This is a genomic window from Achromobacter xylosoxidans (genome assembly GCF_002192695.1).
Taxonomy (GTDB): Bacteria; Pseudomonadota; Gammaproteobacteria; order Burkholderiales; family Burkholderiaceae_B; genus Achromobacter; species Achromobacter xylosoxidans_C.
This window is the reverse complement of record NZ_MTLG01000008.1, coordinates 142834-163566: the sequence shown is the minus strand read 5'-3', so window position 1 is coordinate 163566 and position 20733 is coordinate 142834. Positions and strand designations below refer to the sequence as shown.

General features: G+C 64.2%; 21 protein-coding genes and 1 other RNA gene. 7 read left to right on the top strand and 15 right to left on the bottom strand.

All coding sequences use genetic code 11. The features are described 5' to 3' along the window. Positions 1-530 precede the first annotated feature (530 nt). Positions 531-1007 carry an Lrp/AsnC family transcriptional regulator gene (locus tag BRO63_RS02415; protein ID WP_054458545.1) on the bottom strand — a complete coding sequence of 159 codons (477 nt, stop codon included), beginning with the start codon at positions 1005-1007 and terminating at the stop codon, positions 531-533. 156 nt (positions 1008-1163) lie between these two features. On the opposite strand from BRO63_RS02415, the gene hppD reads away from it, so the two are divergent. After that, entirely contained in the window at positions 1164-2276 is a 1113-nt protein-coding gene (gene hppD, locus BRO63_RS02410) for a 4-hydroxyphenylpyruvate dioxygenase (RefSeq protein WP_088138369.1), read from the top strand. 82 nt (positions 2277-2358) lie between these two features. Here hppD and msrA read toward each other — a convergent pair whose 3' ends face one another. The 3 genes from msrA to ilvD form a co-directional block, all read right to left on the bottom strand. Further along, positions 2359-2913, bottom strand: coding sequence for a peptide-methionine (S)-S-oxide reductase MsrA (gene msrA, locus BRO63_RS02405; protein WP_088138368.1), 555 nt, complete (start codon positions 2911-2913; stop codon positions 2359-2361). Between the two features lie 79 nt (positions 2914-2992). Beyond that, positions 2993-3328 carry a c-type cytochrome gene (locus BRO63_RS02400; RefSeq protein ID WP_088138367.1) on the bottom strand — a complete coding sequence of 112 codons (336 nt, stop codon included), beginning with the start codon at positions 3326-3328 and terminating at the stop codon, positions 2993-2995. Next, the gene (gene ilvD, locus BRO63_RS02395; RefSeq protein ID WP_088138366.1) at positions 3312-4997 is read right to left on the bottom strand and encodes a dihydroxy-acid dehydratase; all 1686 of its coding nucleotides are present in this window, start codon (positions 4995-4997) and stop codon (positions 3312-3314) included. Before ilvD ends, BRO63_RS02400 begins: the two co-directional genes overlap by 17 nt. Positions 4998-5122: 125 nt before the next feature. On the opposite strand from ilvD, the gene lgt reads away from it, so the two are divergent. Continuing rightward, the gene (gene lgt, locus BRO63_RS02390; protein WP_088138365.1) at positions 5123-5911 is read left to right on the top strand and encodes a prolipoprotein diacylglyceryl transferase; all 789 of its coding nucleotides are present in this window, start codon (positions 5123-5125) and stop codon (positions 5909-5911) included. Here lgt and BRO63_RS02385 read toward each other — a convergent pair. From BRO63_RS02385 to BRO63_RS02370, 4 genes are all read right to left on the bottom strand, one after another. After that, entirely contained in the window at positions 5886-6644 is a 759-nt protein-coding gene (locus BRO63_RS02385) for an SIMPL domain-containing protein (protein WP_088138364.1), read from the bottom strand. The genes lgt and BRO63_RS02385 overlap by 26 nt on opposite strands. An 81-nt stretch (positions 6645-6725) precedes the next feature. Continuing rightward, positions 6726-6910, bottom strand: a non-coding RNA gene (gene ssrS, locus BRO63_RS02380) — 6S RNA. Positions 6911-6943: 33 nt separating this feature from the next. Further along, positions 6944-7255 (bottom strand): cell division protein ZapA, encoded by a 312-nt coding sequence (locus BRO63_RS02375; protein WP_006388757.1) that lies wholly within the window; start codon positions 7253-7255, stop codon positions 6944-6946. Continuing rightward, positions 7255-7701: a hypothetical protein gene (locus BRO63_RS02370; protein ID WP_088138363.1), complete on the bottom strand. Its 447-nt coding sequence runs from the start codon at positions 7699-7701 to the stop codon at positions 7255-7257. The genes BRO63_RS02375 and BRO63_RS02370 overlap by 1 nt, the downstream gene beginning before the upstream one ends. 424 nt (positions 7702-8125) lie before the next feature. Here BRO63_RS02370 and BRO63_RS02365 point away from each other — a divergent pair, with 424 nt between their 5' ends. The 4 genes from BRO63_RS02365 (at position 8126) to BRO63_RS02350 (ending at position 12884) form a co-directional block, all read left to right on the top strand. Further along, a complete protein-coding gene (locus BRO63_RS02365; protein WP_013391508.1) occupies positions 8126-8590 on the top strand; it encodes a tripartite tricarboxylate transporter TctB family protein in 465 nt (154 codons plus the stop codon). Between the two features lie 13 nt (positions 8591-8603). Next, positions 8604-10109 carry a tripartite tricarboxylate transporter permease gene (locus BRO63_RS02360; RefSeq protein ID WP_088138362.1) on the top strand — a complete coding sequence of 502 codons (1506 nt, stop codon included), beginning with the start codon at positions 8604-8606 and terminating at the stop codon, positions 10107-10109. A gap of 188 nt (positions 10110-10297) precedes the next feature. Beyond that, positions 10298-11902: a gamma-glutamyltransferase family protein gene (locus BRO63_RS02355; RefSeq protein ID WP_088138361.1), complete on the top strand. Its 1605-nt coding sequence runs from the start codon at positions 10298-10300 to the stop codon at positions 11900-11902. Between the two features lie 76 nt (positions 11903-11978). Then, on the top strand, positions 11979-12884 hold the full coding sequence (locus tag BRO63_RS02350; protein ID WP_088138360.1) for an NAD(P)-dependent oxidoreductase: 906 nt from the start codon (positions 11979-11981) through the stop codon (positions 12882-12884). A 66-nt stretch (positions 12885-12950) separates the two neighbouring features. Here BRO63_RS02350 and BRO63_RS02345 read toward each other — a convergent pair whose 3' ends face one another. Then, positions 12951-13580: an FMN-dependent NADH-azoreductase gene (locus BRO63_RS02345; protein ID WP_088138359.1), complete on the bottom strand. Its 630-nt coding sequence runs from the start codon at positions 13578-13580 to the stop codon at positions 12951-12953. A 152-nt stretch (positions 13581-13732) separates the two neighbouring features. Between BRO63_RS02345 and BRO63_RS02340 the strand changes: the two genes are divergently transcribed. Beyond that, positions 13733-14668 (top strand): LysR family transcriptional regulator, encoded by a 936-nt coding sequence (locus BRO63_RS02340; RefSeq protein WP_088138358.1) that lies wholly within the window; start codon positions 13733-13735, stop codon positions 14666-14668. Here BRO63_RS02340 and BRO63_RS02335 read toward each other — a convergent pair. From BRO63_RS02335 to BRO63_RS02310, 6 genes are all read right to left on the bottom strand, one after another. Next, positions 14662-15591, bottom strand: coding sequence for a 2-hydroxyacid dehydrogenase (locus BRO63_RS02335; RefSeq protein ID WP_059373023.1), 930 nt, complete (start codon positions 15589-15591; stop codon positions 14662-14664). The genes BRO63_RS02340 and BRO63_RS02335 overlap by 7 nt on opposite strands. Positions 15592-15700: 109 nt before the next feature. Next, positions 15701-17230 carry a tripartite tricarboxylate transporter permease gene (locus BRO63_RS02330; RefSeq protein ID WP_088138357.1) on the bottom strand — a complete coding sequence of 510 codons (1530 nt, stop codon included), beginning with the start codon at positions 17228-17230 and terminating at the stop codon, positions 15701-15703. A 6-nt stretch (positions 17231-17236) separates the two neighbouring features. Further along, a complete protein-coding gene (locus BRO63_RS02325; RefSeq protein ID WP_088138378.1) occupies positions 17237-17665 on the bottom strand; it encodes a tripartite tricarboxylate transporter TctB family protein in 429 nt (142 codons plus the stop codon). Positions 17666-17908: 243 nt separating this feature from the next. Further along, a complete protein-coding gene (locus BRO63_RS02320; protein ID WP_088138377.1) occupies positions 17909-19411 on the bottom strand; it encodes a sensor histidine kinase in 1503 nt (500 codons plus the stop codon). A gap of 30 nt (positions 19412-19441) precedes the next feature. Next, on the bottom strand, positions 19442-20128 hold the full coding sequence (locus BRO63_RS02315; RefSeq protein ID WP_008157866.1) for a response regulator: 687 nt from the start codon (positions 20126-20128) through the stop codon (positions 19442-19444). Continuing rightward, positions 20109-20681, bottom strand: coding sequence for an RNA pyrophosphohydrolase (locus BRO63_RS02310; protein WP_013391497.1), 573 nt, complete (start codon positions 20679-20681; stop codon positions 20109-20111). Before BRO63_RS02310 ends, BRO63_RS02315 begins: the two co-directional genes overlap by 20 nt. Between the last annotated feature and the right edge of the window lie 52 nt (positions 20682-20733).

The following is a 20733-nucleotide window of genomic DNA, read 5'->3' as shown; positions in this document are numbered from 1 at the left end:
CAACTGCCAAGCCCAAGACTATAACACGATTTTTGCAGATTGTGCAACCGGCTTTTGCCTAATTTGCACCCTATCCTGCAACCCCGCAGCCCAACTTTCGTCTCAGCCTTGGCCCTGGAATCCAGGGATCGGTTACCGCCACCGGGTGGCTGGAAATATAAGGGAAAACCCTTGCTTAACATCTCCAGCCAAGCCCAAGACTATAGCACGATTTTTGCGGATTGCGCAACTAGCTTCTGCCTGATTTGCTGCAATCCTTGCAATAACCGCTGAGCTGGCATCGCTGCCTGCCTGGCGGCAGGTCGACTTGGTTGCCCATGTTGACCTGTGTGCTTGCTTGGTTTCGCGTTCCGAAAACTGCCCGAATCGCGAAGGAGCGAGACTATAGCACGGAATTTTGCCTGGACTTGGAAGGTGACACCCTTTTTTCAAAAAGATGAAGATTTTTGGGGACGCAGTACTCGTTCCATGCATCTGCCCCGGCAGGATCCATACAACGATGCCTATATATAGGGGCACAAGACAAGCGGCTAGAGCCGGAGCTCCGTGGTCTCCTTGATTTGCTGAAGCGCGAAGAACGAGCGCATGTCCACCACTGCGGGGTGCCGCATCAGCGTGTCCATGGCGAACCGGGAGAAGTGCGCCAGATCGGCAACCTGTATGCGCAACAGGTAGTCCATGTCTCCCGACATGGCGTAGCACTCGACCACCTCCGGCCAGAGCTGCACATCGCGGGCGAAGTCGCTCATGGGGGCATGACTGGATCCGCTGTGCTTGTTCAGGCGGATGTTCACGTAGGCGAGCAGGCCCAGGCCGACTTTCTTGGCGTCGATCAGCGCGACGTACTTCTTAATGAAGCCCTTCTCTTCCAGCCTCCGGACCCGCCGCAAGCAAGGGCTGGGCGATAGCGACACGCGGTCGGCCAGTTCCTGATTGCTGAGGCGGCCATCGCGCTGCAGCTCGGCCAGAATCCGTATATCTGTCCTATCTAGCTCAATGTCAGACATTTTCAGCCCTGAATATTTTATGTACAGCAATATTATTGCTCAACCTCCTGGCTTTCGCGACATGTTTGCAATTGTCTGCCCGTCGTTCCTTCCTACAATCTCCGTCTAGACTTGAAGAACAAGTCGTCCTTAAAAACGATGCAAGGGAGCAGACTTATGAGCAGCGCTTTCCAACCCTGGGAGAACCCGATGGGCACCGCCGGGTTCGAGTTCATTGAGTACGCCGCGCCGGACCCCGCCGCGCTGCGCAAGGTGTTCGAACTGTTGGGCTTTAAAGCCATCGCCAAGCACCGCCACAAGGATGTGACCCTGTACCGCCAGGGTGGCGTGAACTTCCTGATCAACGCCGAGCCGGATTCCTTCGCCCAGCGCTTCGCGCGCCTGCACGGCCCGTCGATCTGTGCGATCGGCTTTCGGGTGCAGGACGCCAATGCTGCCTACAAGCGCGCGCTGGAGCTGGGCGCGTGGGGCTTCGATTCGCACAGCGGTCCGATGGAATTGAACATTCCCGCGATCAAGGGTATCGGCGACTCGCTGATCTACCTGGTGGATCGCTGGAGCGGCAAGGACGGCCACGGCGGCATCGGCGACATCAGCATCTACGACGTGGACTTCGTGCCGGTGGATCCTCAGAACGCCCAGGCCGACCTGAATCACCGCGGCGCCGGCCTCACGCTGGTGGACCACCTGACGCACAACGTGCACAAGGGCCGCATGGCCGAGTGGGCCGAGTTCTACGAACGCCTCTTCAACTTCCGCGAAGTGCGCTACTTCGACATCGAGGGCAAGGTGACGGGCGTGAAGTCCAAGGCCATGACCTCGCCCTGCGGCAATATCCGCATTCCGATCAACGAGGAAGGCACTGAAGAGAAGGGCCAGATCCAGGAATACCTGGACCTGTACCGTGGCGAGGGCATTCAGCACATCGCCATGGCCACGGAAGACATTTACGCGACTATCGAGGCGCTGCGCCAGAATGGCGTGGTGTTCCTCGATACGCCGGAAACCTACTACGAACTGCTGGACCGCCGCTTGCCGAACCACGGCGAGGACGTGGCGCGCCTGCAGAAGAACCGCATCCTGCTGGACGGCGCCCCCGGTGGCGGCCTGCTGCTGCAGATCTTCACCGAAAACCAGATCGGCCCGATCTTCTTCGAGATCATCCAGCGCAAGGGCAACGACGGCTTCGGCGAAGGGAATTTCAAGGCCCTGTTCGAATCGATCGAACTGGACCAGATGCGCCGCGGCGTGGTGAAGACCGTCGAATAAAGACTTCCCCCGCCAGCGCCCGGTGCTCGGGCATCTGCGCTGGCTTTGAAACCTCACCTTGCGGTGAGGTTTTTTTTGCCCATTACTTTTGCAGCCGGTCCTGGAACTGCTTGCGGAACTTGGCGACCTTGGGCGCGATCACGAACTGGCAATAGCCTTGTTCGGGATGCAGGGCAAAGTAGTTGCTGTGATAGTCCTCGGCCTGCCAAAACTTGGCGGGTGGCAGCACCTGCGTCACGATGGGCGCGTCATAGACTTTCTGCGCCTCGACCTCGGCGATGACCGATTGCGCCTGCTCGCGCTGCGTTTCGTTCTGCCAGAAGATGGCGGATTCGTATTGCGGGCCAACGTCGTTGCCCTGGCGGCCCGGCGTCGTGGGATCGTGGGTCGCGAAGAATACGCGCAATAGATCGCTGTAAGACAGCTCGGCGGGGTCGAACTCGATGCGGGCGACTTCGATGTGCCCCGTGCCCTTGCCGCAGACCTGTTCATAACTGGGATTGTCCACATGCCCGCCGCTGTAGCCGGGCAGCACGCTTTTGACTCCACGCAGCTCGGTGAACACCGCTTCGACGCACCAGAAGCAACCGCCGCCGAGTACGGCGACTTCGTTGCCCGCAGAGGGTTGTTCTGCCATGACGATTCCTTCCTGATAGGCGGCCGCGGAATGCGGCCAGGCGACCCGGCTTTCATGCGCGGGGCGCGAGAGATTAAGACTACTGCTTGGGCGGAGCCAGCGACAAGATCCATTCGGCGAGCGCGCGGGCGTCGTCCGGGCTGACCTGGGTTTGCGCGGGCATGGGCACGGCGCCCCAGGCGCCGCGGCCGCCGCCGCGGATCTTGCCTGCCAGGTAATCGACCATGGCGTCGCCCTGCCCCGCATAGCGTTCGGCCACGCTCTTGAGCGGTGGGCCGACGCGCTTGGCTTCGACCTGGTGGCAGGCCATACAGGCCTTGTTCTTGGCCAGATCCAACCCGGTGGTTTGCGCTTGTGCCGCCCCCACGCCCAGGACGCAGGCGGCGGCCAACAACAGACTACTCTTCAAATGCATCGGTAACTGCCCCACGGCTCGCGGTGCTGGCGAGCTTGCCGAACTTGGCAAGCACACCGCGTGTATAACGCGGCCGGGGCTGCACCCAGGCCTGGCGACGAGCCGCCATTTCTTCGTCGCTGATATTGAGCTGCAACAGCAGCTTGTGGGCATCGATGGTAACCGAATCGCCCTCGCGGATCAGCGCGATGGGACCGCCCACGAAAGCCTCCGGCGCGACATGGCCCACGACCATGCCCCAGGTGCCGCCGGAAAAACGGCCGTCGGTGATGAGACCCACCGTTTCGCCCAGTCCCTGTCCGACCAGCGCGGAGGTCGGCGCGAGCATCTCGCGCATGCCGGGACCGCCCTTCGGACCTTCGTAGCGGATGACCACCACATCGCCATCGCGGATCTCGCGCGCCATGATGGCCGTCATGGCGTCATCCTCGGAATCGAAGACGCGCGCCGGGCCCGTGATGACGGGATTCTTCAGGCCGGTGATCTTGGCGACGCAACCTTCGGGCGAGAGATTGCCTTTCAGGATGGCGAGATGGCCCTGCGGATACAGCGCCCGGTCCAGCGGCATGATGACGTCCTGGTCCGCCCTGGGCGCATCAGGCACGGCGGCCAGGGTCTCGGCGATGGTCTTGCCGGTGATGGTGATGCAGTCGCCGTGCAACAGGCCGGCATTGAGCAGCAGCTTCATGACCTGCGGAATGCCGCCGGCGCGATGCAGGTCCGTCGCCACGTATTTGCCCGAGGGCTTCAGGTCGCACAGCACGGGAACGCGTTTGCGGATGCGCTCGAAGTCGTCGATGGTCCAGGGCACTTCGGCGGCATGCGCGATTGCCAGGAAATGCAGCACGGCATTGGTGGAGCCGCCCGTGGCCATGATGACGGACACCGCGTTTTCGATGGACTCGCGCGTGATGATGTCGCGCGGGCGCAGGCCCTTCCTGACCGCTTCGACCAATACGCGCGCAGATTCCGCGGCCGATACGACCTTTTCCTCGTCCTCGTTGGCCATGGTGCTGGAATACGGCAGGCTCATGCCCATGGCCTCGAACGCGGAGCTCATGGTGTTGGCCGTGTACATGCCGCCACAGGACCCCGAACCCGGAATCGCGCATTTCTCTATCTGCTTGAAGTCTTCTTCGGCCATGCGGCCCATGGTGTATTCGCCCACGGCCTCGAAGACGGAGACGATGGTGAGGTCATTGCCTTTGTAATGGCCGGGCTTGATGGTGCCGCCATAGACATAGATGCCGGGCACGTTGGTGCGCGCCAACGCGATCATGCCGCCGGGCATGTTCTTGTCGCAGCCGCCTATCACCACCACGCCGTCCATCCACTGCCCTTGCGCGGCGGTTTCGATACAGTCGGCGATGACTTCGCGGGAGACCAGGGAATACTTCATGCCCTCGGTGCCCATGGACATGCCATCGGAGATGGTGGGCGTGCCGAACACCTGGGGGTTGGCGCGCGATGCGCTGATGGCGTCGATGGCGGCATCGGCCAGGCGCTGCAGGCCGCTATTGCACGGCGTGATCGTCGAATGGCCGTTGGCCACGCCGATCATGGGATTCTCGAAGTCGGTTTCCTGGTAGCCCAGCGCGTAGTACATGGCACGGTTGGGCGCGCGCGCGACACCGTGCGTGATATGGCGGGAACGATCGTTATGCGGCATGGTCTGTCTCCTGTCGGCCGCCGGGGCTCGGACATGGCGACCGCCCCGGGGAACTGGCTCGCTTGCGCGCGAATCTTCAATGTTCGCCGGTTATTATCATTCAACTTTATTGTGTCGGGCAGAACATGCTGCAATATCCCCAATTTGACCCCGTCGCCCTGCAGATCGGGCCGCTAGCCATCCACTGGTACGGACTGATGTACCTGGTGGGCTTTGCCCTGGTGTACCTGCTGGGACGCCGGCGCATCACCAGCGGCCACACCACCTCGCTGAACGTGAAGGACCTGGAAGACCTGATCTTCTATAGCGTGCTGGGCGTGGTGCTGGGCGGGCGGCTGGGCTACGTGCTGTTCTACAAGCCTTCTTATTACCTGTCCCATCCGCTGGAAGTGCTGTACCTATGGCAGGGCGGCATGTCGTTCCATGGCGGCCTGATCGGCGTGATCGTGGTGATGCTGCTGTTCGCGCGCAAGAAGAAGCTGCCGTTCTTCGCGGTCAGCGATTTCATCGCGCCGCTGATTCCGCTGGGCCTGGGCTTCGGCCGCCTGGGCAATTTCATCAACGGCGAACTCTGGGGCCGGCCCACCGATGTGCCGTGGGCCATGGTGTTTCCGAGCAGCGGCGACGGCCTGGCGCGCCACCCGTCGCAGCTTTATGAGCTGGGCCTGGAAGGCATCGTGCTGTTTGCGCTGCTGTGGTGGTTTTCGAGCAAGCCACGCCCGCTGGGGCAGGTGAGCGGGCTCTTCCTGATGGGTTACGGAACGTTCCGCTTCCTGGTGGAATTTACCCGCGAGCCGGACAACTTCCTGGGCCTGCTCGCGGGCGGTTTGAGCATGGGACAGTGGCTGTCCGTGCCGATGGTCGCCCTGGGCGCCATCATGTTCAGCCTTACTGCAAAACGATCGTCCCGTTGACCGCGATGCTGACCGTGACGTTGCCCGCTTCCAGCGGCACGTCCGGACTGTAGCCACCCGAGGCGTCCTTGGCCATGGCCGCGGCGCCCATCATGCGCGGCATCGGCACCGGGCCGCCCGAGCCGCCCAGCTCCAGCTTGGACAGGCGATAGCCCGAGAAACCGAAGGCGTTGGCTGCGGCCAGCGCGCGGTCCTTGAAGGCTTGCGCGGCTTCCTTGAGCAGCTTGCGTTCCTCGGCCTCGCGCACTTCGCGCGACAGCAGGAAGCTGATGTTGGAGATGGCGGTCTTGTCGGACAGCTTGGACGCCAGTGCGGCCGCGGCTTCGAAGTCCTTGGATTCCAGGATCACTTCGCCCTGGCCGCGCCAGGAACCGATCTTGCCCTTGCTGGACGTGTTCGGCCAGACGTTGTAGCCGCCCGTGCGTACTTCCACGCCCTTGACGTCGCGCGCGCGCTTGACCACGTCGTCCAAGGCCGCGCTCAGCTTCTTGCCTGCGGCGGGCTGGTCGGGCGCCTCGACTTCGGCGGACAGGGAAATGCGAACCGTGTCCTGCTTGACCTCGGAAGACGCATTGGCCTGCAGCGTCAGTTCCGGCGCGCGACTGGCCGCGGCTTCCGTCGCGGCGGCGGGCGCCTGGGTCTGCGCATGGGCAAGCGGCGCGGCGCTCAGAGCGGCCACGGTTGCGCACGCCGCGCCGAGTTTGGTCAGCGAGAAAACAGGGTGTTTGAACATGGACTGGTCCTAGGAGGGAGGACGAAGGGGAGTGGTGAGGCGCCCGGGGCGGACCTGCTCTTATGGCAGGCCCGCTGGGATAGATGCCCCGCCTGTGCCGTCAAGGCCGGCATCTCGAACCCTGAGGTTCAAGGTGGTCGCGTTCCGAAGAGCGTCGGGTTCGTCTACAGGAGACGATCACTCCAGCTCTGCACTCCCGCAACCAATATGCCAAAAGACATAGGTTCAGAGAATGTATGGCCTAGTCACGAACACGGCAGGGACAAACTGAAAATACTTGAATACTGCTTTATGAACTGTCAGAGCAGCTTTTCCTGACCCGACAAGGCGTCATCGAGTACTGCGTTCATATCCTCGATTCTACGCTTGAAGTCGCCGACCGCCAAACCGCCCAGCGGACCATCGGGCGCTTTCATGGCGAGCAGTTCGCCCGCGACTTGCAGCGCTGCCATCACGGCGATGCGTTCATTGCTGGAGACCTTGCCGGTGCCCTGGATGCGCAGCATCAGCTGATCAACATGGCGCACGGCGGCCAACAGCGTCGGTTTCTCTTCGGCGGAACACGCCAGGGAATAGTCGCGCCCCAGTATGGTGACATCTACGCGTTCCATCAGTGTTGCTCTCCAGACGGTGCGCCCGGCAGGCGGGCCAGCACGGCGTCAATGCGCTCGCGGGCCGATGCGGCGGCCACGCGCAAGCGCTGTAATTCGGTGTCGCGGGTCTGCAGATTGCCCTGCAGTTCGGTTTCCCTGGCGGAGAAACGCGATTCGAGCGATTGGCGCTCGGAGGTTTCGCGAGCCAGCTGCTCGCGCAGCGAGGCTTCAGCCTGCTGGGCTTGCTCGAGCATGGCGGTGACCGCGCCGTCGTTGTCCTGAAGCTTGCTCTGCAGCGTGACGATCTCGGCCTCGCGCTCGGCGGCGCGCTGCTTGAGCACGCGCTGCTCAGCTTCGGTTTCGTTCAGGCGGTTGCGCAACGCGTCACGCTCTGCGTGGAGTTGGCGGGTGCGTTGCACCAGTTGCCCTATGCGGGCGGCGAGTTGGTCTAGATCTTGCAGCATGGGCGCTATCGTAAACCATCCTGAGTTGAACGGGGTCTCTTCACGCAAGGTGAGAAACCCGGCAATATTCAGTAGGATTTAGGCCTGCCTCGTTCGAAAGCCACGCATCCGGCCGATCCTGCTTTCGTCTTTCTTTCTATAAACTTTCACTTAGCTTTCAAAAAGCCCTCAAACTTCCTGGCCCGTTACAACTCGGGGTCGGGAGTTCCCGAATTCTAGGGAAAACCCCAGCCTTTCACCGACCTTACAGGGTTTGCAGCGTGGCGGGCGTCCATTACCATTCGCCCTTTCAAGAATCCCAGCCTTACCTTTCATAAGAACAAATGGCACCCCGAAGTGCCTTTTTTGTGCCTGTCACTCGCCTGTCGGCGGGATTGGCCACAGACCTTTTTATCTACATGCTGTAAACAGGAGCCAACCAATCATGCAGCTACGCAATCGACAGGACTTCTGGTCGGGGGTGATGTTCATCGCCCTTGGACTGGGATTCGCCTGGCAGGCCAGCAGCTACCAAATGGGTACTGCCGCCCGAATGGGCCCAGGGTATTTTCCTTTCTGGCTAGGCATTGTTCTGGCATTGCTGGGCGCCATCGTGCTGCTTGGCTCGATGTCGAAGAAGGCGCACGACACCCACGTCGACAAGTTCGACTGGCGCATCGTGTTCCTGGTGGTCGGATCGGTCGTGCTCTACGGCTTCATCCTCAAACTGCTGGGCATCTACATCTCGGTGTTCGTCCTGGTTGTGGTCAGCAGCCTGGCCAGCCATGAGTTCAGCCTGAAGGTCGCCGTCGCCAACGGCATCTTCCTGGTGCTGTTCTCGTATCTGGCATTCGTCAAGGGGCTGGGGCTGATTTTCCCGCTGTGGCCGTCGTTTCTGGGCATGAACTAAGGAGCCTCCGGTCATGGAACTGTTTGACAACCTCATGTTGGGCTTCTCGGTGGCGTTCACGCCCGAGAACCTGCTTTACGCATTGCTGGGCTGCATCCTGGGCACGCTGATCGGCGTGCTGCCGGGCATCGGCCCGGTCCCGACCATCGCGATGCTGCTGCCGATCACGTACGTGCTGCCCCCGGTGGCCGGCCTGATCATGTTGGCAGGCATCTATTACGGCGCCCAATACGGCGGCTCCACGACGGCAATTCTTGTGGCCTTGCCAGGGGAAACGTCCGCGGTGGTGACCGTGCTGGACGGCCACCAGATGGCCCGCAACGGCCGTGCTGGCGCCGCGCTGGCAATCGCCGCGCTGGGTTCGTTCTTCGCGGGCTGCGTGGCCACGCTGCTGCTGGCCGCCTTCGCGCCCCCGCTGGCTGAAGTCGCGTTCAAGTTCGGTCCTGCCGAATACTTCTCGCTGATGTGCCTGGGCCTGGTCGGCGCCGTGGTGCTGGCTTCGGGTTCGCTGCCCAAGGCCATCGCGATGATCCTGCTGGGCCTGCTGCTGGGCATGGTGGGCACCGACGTGAACTCGGGCGTTGCCCGCTTCGACTTCGGCATCCCCGAACTGCAGGACGGCATCGACTTCGCCATCGTGGCCATGGGCGTGTTCGGCTTCGCCGAAATCATGACCAACCTCGAGCAGAAGGAAAACCGCGTCGACATCACCGACAAGATCGGCACGCTGTACCCCAACAAGCAGGAATTCAAGGAAGCCGCTCCCGCCGTGCTGCGCGGCACGGCCCTGGGTTCGGCCCTGGGCATCCTGCCGGGCGGTGGCGCGGTGCTGTCGTCGTTCGCGTCCTACACGCTGGAAAAGAAGATCTCGAAGAATCCGGAACGCTTCGGCAAGGGCCACCCGGCCGGCCTGGCTGGCCCGGAATCGGCGAACAACGCCGCTGCCCAGACTTCGTTCATCCCGCTGCTGACCCTGGGTATCCCGGGCAACGCCGTGATGGCGCTGATGGTCGGCGCGATGACCATCCACAACATCCAGCCCGGCCCGCAAGTCATGACGAGCCACCCGGAGCTGTTCTGGGGCCTGATCGCCTCGATGTGGATCGGCAACCTGATGCTGGTGGTGCTGAACCTGCCGCTGATCGGCCTGTGGGTCAAGCTGCTGAAGGTGCCTTACCGCATCCTGTTCCCGGCGATTCTGGTGTTCTGCACCATCGGTGTGTACTCGTTGAACTACAACACGTTCGACATCTTCACCACCGCCATCTTCGGCATCATCGGCTACGTGTGGTCCAAGCTGAAGTGCGAAGGCGCCCCGCTGCTGCTGGGCCTGGTGCTGGGCCCCATGATGGAAGAGAACTTCCGTCGCGCCCTGCTGCTGTCGCGCGGCGACTTCACGACCTTCGTGACGCGTCCGCTGTCGGCCTCGCTGCTGGCCATCGCCGTGTTCCTGGTGATCCTGGTGGCTCTGCCCGCGATCCGCAAGAAGCGCGAAGAGACCTTCGTCGAAGAAGAGTAAAGCGCGGTCTGCCGCCCACCGCGGCAGTCCCGCTCTGAAAACCCCCGGGTTCCACCCCGGGGGTTTTTCTTTGCGCGTCCGGAATCCCGTCCGATAAACGCTACCAACGACTACAACCCAATACGGATTATGTTCAAACGTCGTTCCGGTACGTTAAGCTAGGGGTTTACCCCACGCGATGATTCGAGATGAATTTCAACTGGAACAACCCCTATCCCAGCACCCGGCGCCCGGTGTTCGCACGCAACGTGGTCGCCACCTCGCAACCATTGGCCGCGCAGGCAGGCTTGCGGATCCTGGCGCAAGGCGGCAACGCCGTCGACGCGGCGATCGCCGCGGCCGCCACGCTGGCCCTGACGGAGCCCGTCAGCAACGGGCTGGGATCGGATTGTTTCGCCATCGTCTGGGACGGCTCCAAGCTGCATGGCCTGAATGCATCGGGCACGGCGCCGGCAGCCTGGAACATGGATTACTTCCGGCGCAAGCATCAGGGCGCCATCCCGACCCGCGGCTGGGACAGCGTGACGGTGCCGGGTTGCGTGGCCGGCTGGGCCGCGCTGCATGAAAAGCTGGGCCGCCTGGCCTACGCCGACGTGCTGGCGCCCGCCATCGAATACGCCGAGCGCGGTTTTGCCGTGTCGCCCGTCGTGCAGGAAAAGTGGGCGGCGCAGGCCGACGTCCTGCAGCCGCAGCCAGGCTTTGCCGAACACTTCCTGCCGCGCGGCCGCGCCCCGCAGGTCGGCGAGCACTTCGTGCTGCAAGGCGCGGCCGCCACGCTCAAACGCATCGCCGCCAGCGGCGGCAGGGACTTCTACGAAGGCGAAACCGCCCACAAGCTGGTGGCCCATGCCCAGGCCCACGACGCCGCGCTGACGCTGGCGGATCTGCGCGATTACGCGCCGCAGTGGGTCACGCCGATCAGCCAGACGTACCGCGGCCATACCCTGCATCAGATTCCGCCCAACGGCCAGGGCATCGCCGCCCTGATCGCCCTGGGCATTCTGCAGAACTTCGACGTGGCGGCGCGGCCCGTGGACCACCCCGAAACGCAGCACCTGCTGATCGAGACGATGAAGCTGGCCTTCGCCGATGTCTACGCGCACGTGGCCGACGCGCAGCACATGCGGGTCACGCCCGAGCAGATGCTGGCCCCGGACTATCTGGCGCAGCGCGCGCGCCTGATCGACCGCAATGCGGCTCAGGCGCATGCCAGCGGCCATGCGCCGCGCGGCGGCACCGTCTATCTGACGGCCGCGGACAAGTGCGGCATGATGGTCAGCTTCATCCAGTCGAACTACATGGGCTTCGGCTCCGGGGTGGTGGTGCCGGGCACCGGCGTCAGCCTGCAGAACCGCGGCCATTGCTTCAGCACCGATCCCGGCCACCCGAATGCGGTGGCGGGCGGCAAGCGCCCCTTTCACACCATCATCCCCGGCTTCCTGATGCGCAACGGCGCTCCCGTCATGAGTTTCGGGGTCATGGGAGGCAATATGCAGCCCCAGGGGCAATTGCAGACGCTGGTGCGGATGCTGGACTACGGCCAGCAACCGCAGGCTGCCTGCGACGCGCCTCGCTGGAAATGGAACCATGGGCTCTCGCTGGACACGGAGAGCGGGCTGGCCCCGGCCGTGGCCGAGGGGCTGCGCGCGCGCGGTCATGTGCTCGAAAGCATGGCGGATCCCTATATGGACTTCGGATCGGGCCAATTCATCTGGCGCCTGGGCGACCCGGCCGTGGACGGCTATGTCAGCGCCAGCGACAGCCGGCGCGATGGACTCGCCGCGGGCTTTTGATTGCGTTAAGGTTAGGGCCTGTTTACAGGCGCCAGCGCCCCTGATGACCCTAATCACATAAAGCGGAGTTCCCTGCATGGCAACGATCGGTACCAAGAGCTACGACGCTGTCGTACCCCAGAAAGTCACTTTCCTCGGTTTGGGCGTGATGGGCCTGCCCATGGCCGGCCACCTGGCGCGCGCGGGACACGACGTCACGGTCTACAACCGATCACCCGCCAAGGCCCAGGCCTGGGTCGCCGAGTTCGGCGGCAAGAGCGCGGCCACGCCGCGCGAAGCCGTGGCCGGCGCGCAGATCGTGTTCGCCTGCGTCGGCAACGATGATGACCTGCGCAGCGTGGTGCTGGGACCGGACGGCGCTTTCGCCGGCATGACGCCGGGCGCGGTCTTCGTCGACCACACCACCGCGTCCGCCGACGTGGCGCGCGAACTCTATGCGCAGGCCAAGGACCTGGGCCTGAATTTCGTCGACGCCCCGGTGTCGGGCGGGCAGGCGGGCGCGGTAAACGGCGCGCTGACCATCATGTGCGGCGGCGAACAGGCCGTGTTCGATGCGATCAAGCCCGTGGCGCAGTGCTTCGGCCGCGCCGTCACGCTGGTGGGGCCGCCCGGAGCGGGCCAGCTGGCCAAGATGGTCAACCAGATCTGCATCGCCGGCGTGGTGCAGGGCCTGTCCGAAGCCATCGCTTTCGGCCAGGCGGCCGACCTGGACATGAAGCTGGTGCTGGACGTGATCAGCAAGGGCGCGGCGCAAAGCTGGCAGATGGAGAACCGCGGCGGCACCATGGTCGACGACAAGTTCGACTTCGGCTTCGCGGTGGACTGGATGCGCAAGGATCTGGGCCTGGTGCTGGCCGAGGCCCGCCACAATGGCGCGCGCCTGCCGCTGACGGCGCTGGTGGACCAGTTCTATGGCGACGTCCAGAAAATGGGCGGCAACCGCTGGGATACCTCCAGCCTGATCAAGCGCCTGCGCGACTGAGCCCTGCTCTCTCGGCAAGAAAAAAGGCGAGCCGCAAGGCTCGCCTTTTGCTTTGGGCGCCTGCGCTTACGCGGCCAGGCTGTCCTGCCGCGCGGCGGGCAGCAAGGCGTCGATGCGCTGCTTGGCCTGCGCCATGCCTTCGAGCGCGGCCACTTCGCCCATGGCCATGCCTTCGGCGGCGATGAAGGTGACGTCGTTCATGCCCAGGAAGGCGAGCATCTGGCGCAGGTAAGGCGTCAGCGTGTCCGAGGGCGTGCCTTCGGCCTTGCCGCCGCGGGCGGTCAGCACAAATACCTGCTTGCCCTTGACCAGGCCTTCCGGCACGCCTTCGGCGGTGTAGCGGAAGGTGACGCCGGCGCGGGCGAGATGGTCGAGGTAGCTCTTGAACTGCGCGGGCATGTTGAAGTTGTAGACCGGAACGGCGAAGACGATGCGATCGGCCTCCATCAATTCGGCGACCAGCGCGTCGCTCATCTCAACCAGGCGTTGCTGGTCCACGCTGCGGGCATCCGCCGGAGTGAACAGGGCGCCGGCGGTGTTGCCGTCGAAGTAAGGGATGGGCTGGGCGCCGATGTCGCGGACCTTGATGGCCGCGGCCGGATTGGACGCCTTGACGCGGTTGATCAGGTGATCGGCCAATTGCTTGCTGTTGGAACGATCGCCGAGAATAGAGGAAAGGATAACCAGGGTCTTCATTGCAAATTTCTCCAGTGAGGGCCCGCTCGCTGCGGGCGGTCAGGATCCGTAGGCTTTGATCAGATCCCGAGTGCATGGCGTCACTGTAGACCGGTTAATTGTTCACATAAATACGGTTATGATGAACTATACGTTCCAGGAATAGAACAATAATGCAAGATCTCAACGACCTCTATTACTTCTCCCAGGTGGTCGAGCAGGGAGGCTTCAGCGCTGCGGCCCGCGCGCTGGACATCCCGAAATCCCGCCTGTCGCGCCGGATCTCGCATCTGGAGGAAAGCCTGGGTGTGCGCCTGCTGCAACGCACGACGCGCCGCCTGCGCCTGACCTCGGCTGGCGAGCGCTATCTGCACTATTGCCGCGAAATGGCCGCTTCGGCGCGCGCCGCGGACGACGCCATGCGGCAGTTGCAGGCCGAGCCCACCGGCCCCGTGATCGTGAGCTGCCCCGTGTCCATCGCGCAGGACGTGCTGTCGCCGCTGCTGCCGGAGTTCCTGGACGCCTGGCCCGCCGTGTCGGTGCAGTTGCTGGTGACCAACCGCCGCGTGGACCTGATCCGCGAGGGGGTGGATCTGGCGTTGCGGGTGCGCACCAAGCTGGATACCGACGCCGAACTGGTCGTGCGCCACTTCGGCACGGCGCGCGGCACGCTGGTCGCCAGCCCCAGCTACCTGCAACGGCATGGCACACCCGACACCCCACAAGATCTTGCCACGCACACCACGCTGAGCTTCAGCGATCCGCAAAACGAAGTGCGCTGGCCGTTGCGCAACGACAAGGGCGAAGAGGTGCACGTGGAATTGAAGCCGCAGCTGTCATGCAACGATTTCATCGTGCTGACCGAGGCCGCGGTGCGGGGCCGCGGCATCGCCCTGCTGCCTTCGATCGCCACGCATGAACAGCTGCGGCGCGGCCAGCTGGTGCAGGTTCTGCCGCAATGGCAGTCGCCCGAGGGCATCGTGCACTGCATCTATCCGTCGCGGCGGGGCATGATGCCCGCCGTGCGCGCCCTGCTCGACTTCCTGTCGGAGCGCCTGCCCGCGATGTACCAGCGGCTGGAAAAAGCCCCGCTGCCGCCGGCTCAGTAGCCGCGCGAGCGGTCCACCACGCCGGTGATGGCTTCGCCGCGCTGCAACTGCGCGACCTTGCCCGCGATCTGGCGGATGCTTTCGTCGCGCAAGGTGCGCGCCGCGATGTGCGGCGTGACATGCACGCGCGCGTCGCGCCAGAACGCGTGGTCCTTGGGCAAGGGCTCGGTGTGGAAGACGTCCAGCGTGGCGCCGTCGATCTCGCCTTCTTCGAGCATCTGCACCAGGTCGTCCTCGACCAGGTGTTCACCGCGGCCCACGTTGACCAGATGCGCATGCGGCAGCAACTGCGACAGCGTTTCGCGATTGAGGATGCCGACCGTGTCCGGCGTGAGCGGCAGCACGTTCACCAGGAAGCGCGTGCGGGCCAGGAACGCCGGCAAGGCGGCCGCGCCCGCAAAGGTTTCGACGCCGGGAATCTCGCGCGGCGTGCGCGACCAGCCCGCCACCGGATAGCCGAATTCGGCCAGGGTCTGCGCCACGCGCGCGCCCACCTGCCCCAGGCCCAGCACGCCCACCGGCCAGTCCGCCTGCCGCGAGCCTTCGCGGGTGTCCCAGTGCTGCCGCGCCTGCGCATGGTCGAAGGCCTCGAAATCGCGCGAGACGCGCAGCAGCGCATACAGCGCGTACTCGGCCATCTGCACCGACATGCCCGCGTCTTCCAGGCGGACGATGCGCACCTGCGGCGGGATCTCGGGCATCTTCAGCAAGGCGTCGACGCCGGCGCCCAGATTGAACAGCGTGGTCAGGCCGGTCTCGTGCTTGAAGAGTTCGGCCGGCGGACGCCAGACCAGAGCCGCCTGGGCGCCGGAAGGCGGGCCATCCGGGTTCCACACCGAAATGCGGCATCCGGGCATGGCGGCTTCCAGCAGCGGAACCCAGGCGGCGGGATCATGGTGGGGACAGGCAAAGAGTATGTGCATGATGGCTAGGTGTGCAGGGCTCGGGAAGCCTCAAGCATGAGGGATGCCGCCGCACAAATCAAACGGCCCGGCAGGTAGCCGGGCCGCGTGCGGACAAACGGAACAGCGCTCAGGCCGCCTGCGGCACTTCGGGCTTGCCCTTGCCCTTGTTCTTGTTGCGGCGCAGGAACGTCCACACCTGCAGGAAGATCAGCAACGCGCTTGCGCCGATGAACCAGGCGCTGATCGGCCGCTCCACGAACACTGCCAGGTCGCCGCGCGACAGCAGCAGCGCGCGGCGGAAGTTCTCTTCGACCATCGGCCCCAGCACGAAGCCAAGCAGGATGGGCGCAACGGAAAACTCCAGCGTCATCAGGATCGCGCCGATCACGCCGAACGCCAGCACTTCCCAGATCTGGAAGAGACTGTTCTGCGTGCTGAACACCCCCACCGCGATGAAAAACAGCGCCGACGGGAACAGGTAGCGGTACGGCACCTGCAGCAGTTTCACCCACACGCCGATCAGCGGCACGTTCAGCACCATGAGCAGCACGTTGCCCACCCAGAAGCTGGCGATCAGACCCCAGAAGATGTCCGGATGCTCGGTGATCAGCTGCGGGCCGGGCTGGATGCCCTGGATCAACAACGCGCCCAGGATCAGCGCCATCACCGCGTCGCCGGGGATGCCCAGGCTCATGGTGGGGATGAAGTCGACCTGCGTCTTGGAGTGCGAGGACGCTTCCGGCGACGCCACGCCAGCGATCATGCCAGTGCCGAATTTCTCGGGCGTCTTGGAGATCTTGCGCTCCAGCGCATAGGCCACGAAGGTGGTGATGGTGGGGCCGGTGCCGGGCATGGCGCCGAACAGCGTGCCGACCGCCGTGCCGCGCACCATGGGCCAGAAGGCGGTCTTGAGTTCCTGCTTGCTGGGCCGCATGTCGCGCAGGCGCAGCTTGGCGCCGCTGCCGATGATGGTCATGCGGTTGACGCTCATGAGGAAGTCGGCCACGCCGAACAGGCCCATGGAAATCGCCACCAGCTCCAGGCCATCGGACAGGTCGAGCAAGCCGAACGAGAAGCGGATGGTGCCGGTGTTCACGTCCGTGCCCACCACGCCGCACATCAGGCCGAACAAGGTCATCGCCACGCCCTTGAGCGGCGAGCCGCGCGACATCGTGGCGCCGGCCAAGAGGCCCAGCAGCATGATCGAAAAGATTTCGGTGGGCCCGAACTTGAACGCGACTTCGACCAGCAGCGGCGACGCGAAGATCATGACGATGATCCCCACCGACGCGGCGAAGAACGAACAGATCATCGTGATGCCCAGCGCCGTGCCGCCCTTGCCTTGTTTGGTCAGCGGATAGCCGTCCAGGCAGGTGACCGCGTGCGGCGGGTGCGAAGGCAGATTCAGCAGGATCGCGCCGATGGCGCCGCCGTACTGCGAACCGTAGAAGATGCCGGCCAGCATCAGGATGGCGGGCACCGGATGCATCACATAGGTGAGCGGCAGCAGAATGGAAATGGCCGACAGCGCGCCCATGCCGGGCAGCACGCCGATCAGGTTGCCCACCAGCACGCCGAAGAACGACCACATCAGGTTATGCCACTGGAAGGCGACGCCGAAACCGTACCAGAGGTCCATCAAGGATTGGGAAATCATGGCGCATCAACCCCAGCGAAACAGCGGAAGCTGCAACTGCAGCGCCCACCAGAAAACGACGACCGCGATGACGGTCATGGCGATCGACAGCAGCAGGGCCTGCTTGATCGTGTTGTTGCGGTCGCCCAGCGCCGAAATGAAAACGATGGCGAACGTGGCGGGCAGCAAGCCGCCGTAATGGCCCAGCAGCAGGAAAGCCAGGATGCCCAGCAGGATGCAGGCGCCGCCGCGGAAATCGGGCAGGCCGTGGGCATGGCCGTCGCCGGGAGCGGGCCCGGACGATTCGCCCGAACGCGCCGAGATGGCGATCAGCACGCCGGTCAGCGCCAGCAGGCCGCCAAGCGCCGCGGGGAAAAAGCCGGGACCCATATGGCTCAGGGTGCCGATGTGATAGTCGGTTCCGCCGTAGATCGCCCCCAGCCCGATGAGGACCATCAGCGCTCCGCCGTAATAGTCCTTTCTATTGATTGTCTTTTGCACTTCATCCTCCTTCGTGGTGCGGCCGCGCGCCTGGCAGGAACGCACGCTCGAAACGCGCGCCACCCGGTGCCTAGCGACAGGCCCGGACGCAGATTACGGAAGGAAGCTGCTAATCCGCTTTCTGTGCGCTGTCGCATTCCTGAATTCGGGGGTTATCCCTGAACGGAAGCCGCGGATGAAAGCGAAAATGCAGAGAAGTTACTGATCGCCCTTGAGCTCGACATCGAGCGGGCGCGGATACTGCGAGACAGTCGAGGCGAGCGGCAACCACAGCACGGAAGCCAGGCCGACGCCGCCTTGCGCATTCGGCTCGCCGTCGCGCAGTTCGATATCGCCGTCATTGCGTCGCGCGTAGGCGCGCGCGATCGCCAGGCCCAGGCCCGAGCCGGACGAGGCGACCGGCTTGTCCGTGCCGACCCGCTCGAAACGCGCGAAGGCGCGCTGGCGCAGTATCGGATCCAGCCCTGGTCCGTTGTCGGAAACGGCCACCTCGGCGCGGTTGTCGTGGCAGCAGACCGACACGGTGATGCGTGCGCCCGCAGGCGCGTAATGGATGGCGTTGTGCACCAGGTTCGACAGCGCCTCGTGCAGTTCGGCCTCATTGCCCGACACCGGCGCCGGAATCTCCAGGCCCTCTTCGGAGCCCGCCTGCACCCAGCCCAGGTCCTGCTGCTTTTCATGCGCCAACGGCAGGTATTGCAGCACCACCTCGCGCGATACGCTGTTCATGTCCAGCAGCTGCCGCGGCTGCTGATCGGCCTGGTTGGCGTGCGCCAATGCCAGCAGCTGCTCGGTCAGGCGGCGCGTGCGGCCCAACTGGTCGACGATGCCGCGCAGACCCTCCTGCGCGCGGGCTGGATCACGTTCGCGCAAGGCGTATTGCGCCTGCGTCAGCATGATGGCCAGCGGCGTGCGCAGCTGATGAGAGGCATCGGCCAGGAACTGCGACTGCTCATCCAGGACGCGGCGGTAGCGGGCGATATGGTGATTGACCGCGTCGACCAGCGGCGCCACTTCGCTGGGCACGCGCGAGGCGTCCAGCGGCGTCAAATCATCGGGGCGGCGCGCGCGGATATCGTTGCGCAGGCGGCGCAGCGGCTTCAGCGCCCACGACACGCCCCACCAGACCAGCAGCGCGACCAGCGCCAGCATGCGCGTGTCGCGCAGGATTTCCTGGCGCCGCGCGTTGTTCTCGGCCTCGATGCGCTTGCCCGTGCTTTCCGCCACGACCACCAGCACCTGGCGATGCTGTCCTTGGTAGTACAGATCCCGCACGACGGCGACGACCCGCACGGGATCGTTGCGATAGACGCTGTCGTAGAAAATCGGCTGGCTGTTGGAACGCGGCCAGGTGGGCGGACGCGGCATTTCCGGCATGCCCAGCAGGGTCTTGCCCGGCTCGGTAGGCACGGCCGCGCCGTCCGGCAGGGGCGGGTCGATCTCCTCGATGCGGAAATACTTGCGCAGACCCGCGCGGGATTCGAGCATCACCTGCGCGTACAGGGGCGTGGCGACCTGCAGGTTGCCGTCAGGGGTGAACTCCAGGCTGCTTTCCAGCACCCGGGCCGGCTCCACCAGGGCGCTGTCGTAGGCCTCGTTGGTGATCTCGGCCAGCGTGCGGTAGTCGTTCACGCTGTCCACGACCAGCAGCATGATCACGCCCGGCAGCAACAGAATGATCAGCAGCGCGCGGATACCCACGCGCGGCAGTTCGGATAGCCGCAGCCTCACTCAGGATTCCGCAGACTCGCTGGCGACGCTTTCCAGCATGTAGCCCAGCCCGCGCACGGTGACGATGCGCACGTCGCTGCCGGCCAGCTTCTTGCGCAGCCGGTGCAACACGACCTCGATGGCATCCGGATTGGCTTCGCTGTCATGAGTGAAAACCTTGCCGAACAGCTGGGACTTGTCCACCGGATAGCCGCTGCGGGTCAGCAAGGCGGCCAGGGCGGCATGTTCGCGCGGGGTCAGGAACAGCAGCGAGCCGTCCAGGGTGAAGGCGCGGCTTTCGCTGTCGTAGGACAGTGAACCGCATTGCAGGCGCGGATGCTGGCGGCCGCGGCTGCGGCGCACCAGCGCCGTCAGGCGCGCTTCGAGTTCCTCGAGCGCGAAAGGCTTGGTGAGGAAATCGTCGGCGCCCAGGTTCAGGCCGCGCACGCGGTCCTGCAGGGCGCCCTGGGCGGTCAGCAGCAGCACGGGGGTGCGATCGTCGCGGTTGCGCATTTCGCGCAGCACCACCAAGCCATGCTTGTCGGGCAGGCGCAGGTCCATGACGATGGCGTCGTACTCCGTGCCCGCCATGAAGGCTTCGGCGGTACGGGCATCGGCCGCGTGGTCCGGCACGAACCCGCTCTGGGCGAGCGCGCGCATCAACCAGGACGCCATGTCCCGTTCGTCTTCAACCAACAATATGCGCATGACCGTCCGTTCCTTCGGGCAGATTGTCTGCCGCCCGTTGCCCGTGCACCCGTTGGCGCAGGTAGCGGGTTTCGTGATGGCGCCGGAAGAGGATAGCCGACAACTCGTTCAGCGCCTGGGTGTAGACATCGCGCTTGAACTCGATCACGGCGTCCAGGGGCACCCAATACTGGCTCCAGCGCCAGGCATCGAATTCCGGATGCTGCGTCGCGCGCAAGCACACATCACTGTCACGTCCTACCAGGCGCAACAAGAACCAAATCTGTTTTTGTCCTTTATAGTGGCCGCGCCACTCACGCCGGACGAAGTGATCGGGCACGTTATAACGTAACCAATCGCGTGTACGCCCCAAAATACGGACATGCTCGGGCTTCAAGCCCACCTCTTCATGGAGTTCGCGATACATGGCCTGCACCGGGCTTTCGCCGTACTTGATGCCACCCTGCGGGAACTGCCAGGCATGTTCCCTGATACGCTTGCCCCAAAAGACCTCGTTTCTACCGTTGACGAGAATGATGCCGACATTGGGGCGGTAGCCTTCGCGGTCAAGCATGGGCCACCCCCACCGAATTCAATACAATTACGGTCGATTATACGTATCTGCT

Bases quoted from the DNA above. Each gene is read 5' to 3' on its own strand.
- BRO63_RS02415 (WP_054458545.1), bottom strand. From the start codon at position 1,007: ATGTCTGACATTGAGCTAGATAGGACAGATATACGGATTCTGGCCGAG.
- hppD (WP_088138369.1), top strand. From the start codon at position 1,164: ATGAGCAGCGCTTTCCAACCCTGGGAGAACCCGATGGGCACCGCCGGG.
- msrA (WP_088138368.1), bottom strand. From the start codon at position 2,913: ATGGCAGAACAACCCTCTGCGGGCAACGAAGTCGCCGTACTCGGCGGC.
- BRO63_RS02400 (WP_088138367.1), bottom strand. From the start codon at position 3,328: ATGCATTTGAAGAGTAGTCTGTTGTTGGCCGCCGCCTGCGTCCTGGGC.
- ilvD (WP_088138366.1), bottom strand. From the start codon at position 4,997: ATGCCGCATAACGATCGTTCCCGCCATATCACGCACGGTGTCGCGCGC.
- lgt (WP_088138365.1), top strand. From the start codon at position 5,123: ATGCTGCAATATCCCCAATTTGACCCCGTCGCCCTGCAGATCGGGCCG.
- BRO63_RS02385 (WP_088138364.1), bottom strand. From the start codon at position 6,644: ATGTTCAAACACCCTGTTTTCTCGCTGACCAAACTCGGCGCGGCGTGC.
- BRO63_RS02375 (WP_006388757.1), bottom strand. From the start codon at position 7,255: ATGGAACGCGTAGATGTCACCATACTGGGGCGCGACTATTCCCTGGCG.
- BRO63_RS02370 (WP_088138363.1), bottom strand. From the start codon at position 7,701: ATGCTGCAAGATCTAGACCAACTCGCCGCCCGCATAGGGCAACTGGTG.
- BRO63_RS02365 (WP_013391508.1), top strand. From the start codon at position 8,126: ATGCAGCTACGCAATCGACAGGACTTCTGGTCGGGGGTGATGTTCATC.
- BRO63_RS02360 (WP_088138362.1), top strand. From the start codon at position 8,604: ATGGAACTGTTTGACAACCTCATGTTGGGCTTCTCGGTGGCGTTCACG.
- BRO63_RS02355 (WP_088138361.1), top strand. From the start codon at position 10,298: ATGAATTTCAACTGGAACAACCCCTATCCCAGCACCCGGCGCCCGGTG.
- BRO63_RS02350 (WP_088138360.1), top strand. From the start codon at position 11,979: ATGGCAACGATCGGTACCAAGAGCTACGACGCTGTCGTACCCCAGAAA.
- BRO63_RS02345 (WP_088138359.1), bottom strand. From the start codon at position 13,580: ATGAAGACCCTGGTTATCCTTTCCTCTATTCTCGGCGATCGTTCCAAC.
- BRO63_RS02340 (WP_088138358.1), top strand. From the start codon at position 13,733: ATGCAAGATCTCAACGACCTCTATTACTTCTCCCAGGTGGTCGAGCAG.
- BRO63_RS02335 (WP_059373023.1), bottom strand. From the start codon at position 15,591: ATGCACATACTCTTTGCCTGTCCCCACCATGATCCCGCCGCCTGGGTT.
- BRO63_RS02330 (WP_088138357.1), bottom strand. From the start codon at position 17,230: ATGATTTCCCAATCCTTGATGGACCTCTGGTACGGTTTCGGCGTCGCC.
- BRO63_RS02325 (WP_088138378.1), bottom strand. From the start codon at position 17,665: ATGGTCCTCATCGGGCTGGGGGCGATCTACGGCGGAACCGACTATCAC.
- BRO63_RS02315 (WP_008157866.1), bottom strand. From the start codon at position 20,128: ATGCGCATATTGTTGGTTGAAGACGAACGGGACATGGCGTCCTGGTTG.
- BRO63_RS02310 (WP_013391497.1), bottom strand. From the start codon at position 20,681: ATGCTTGACCGCGAAGGCTACCGCCCCAATGTCGGCATCATTCTCGTC.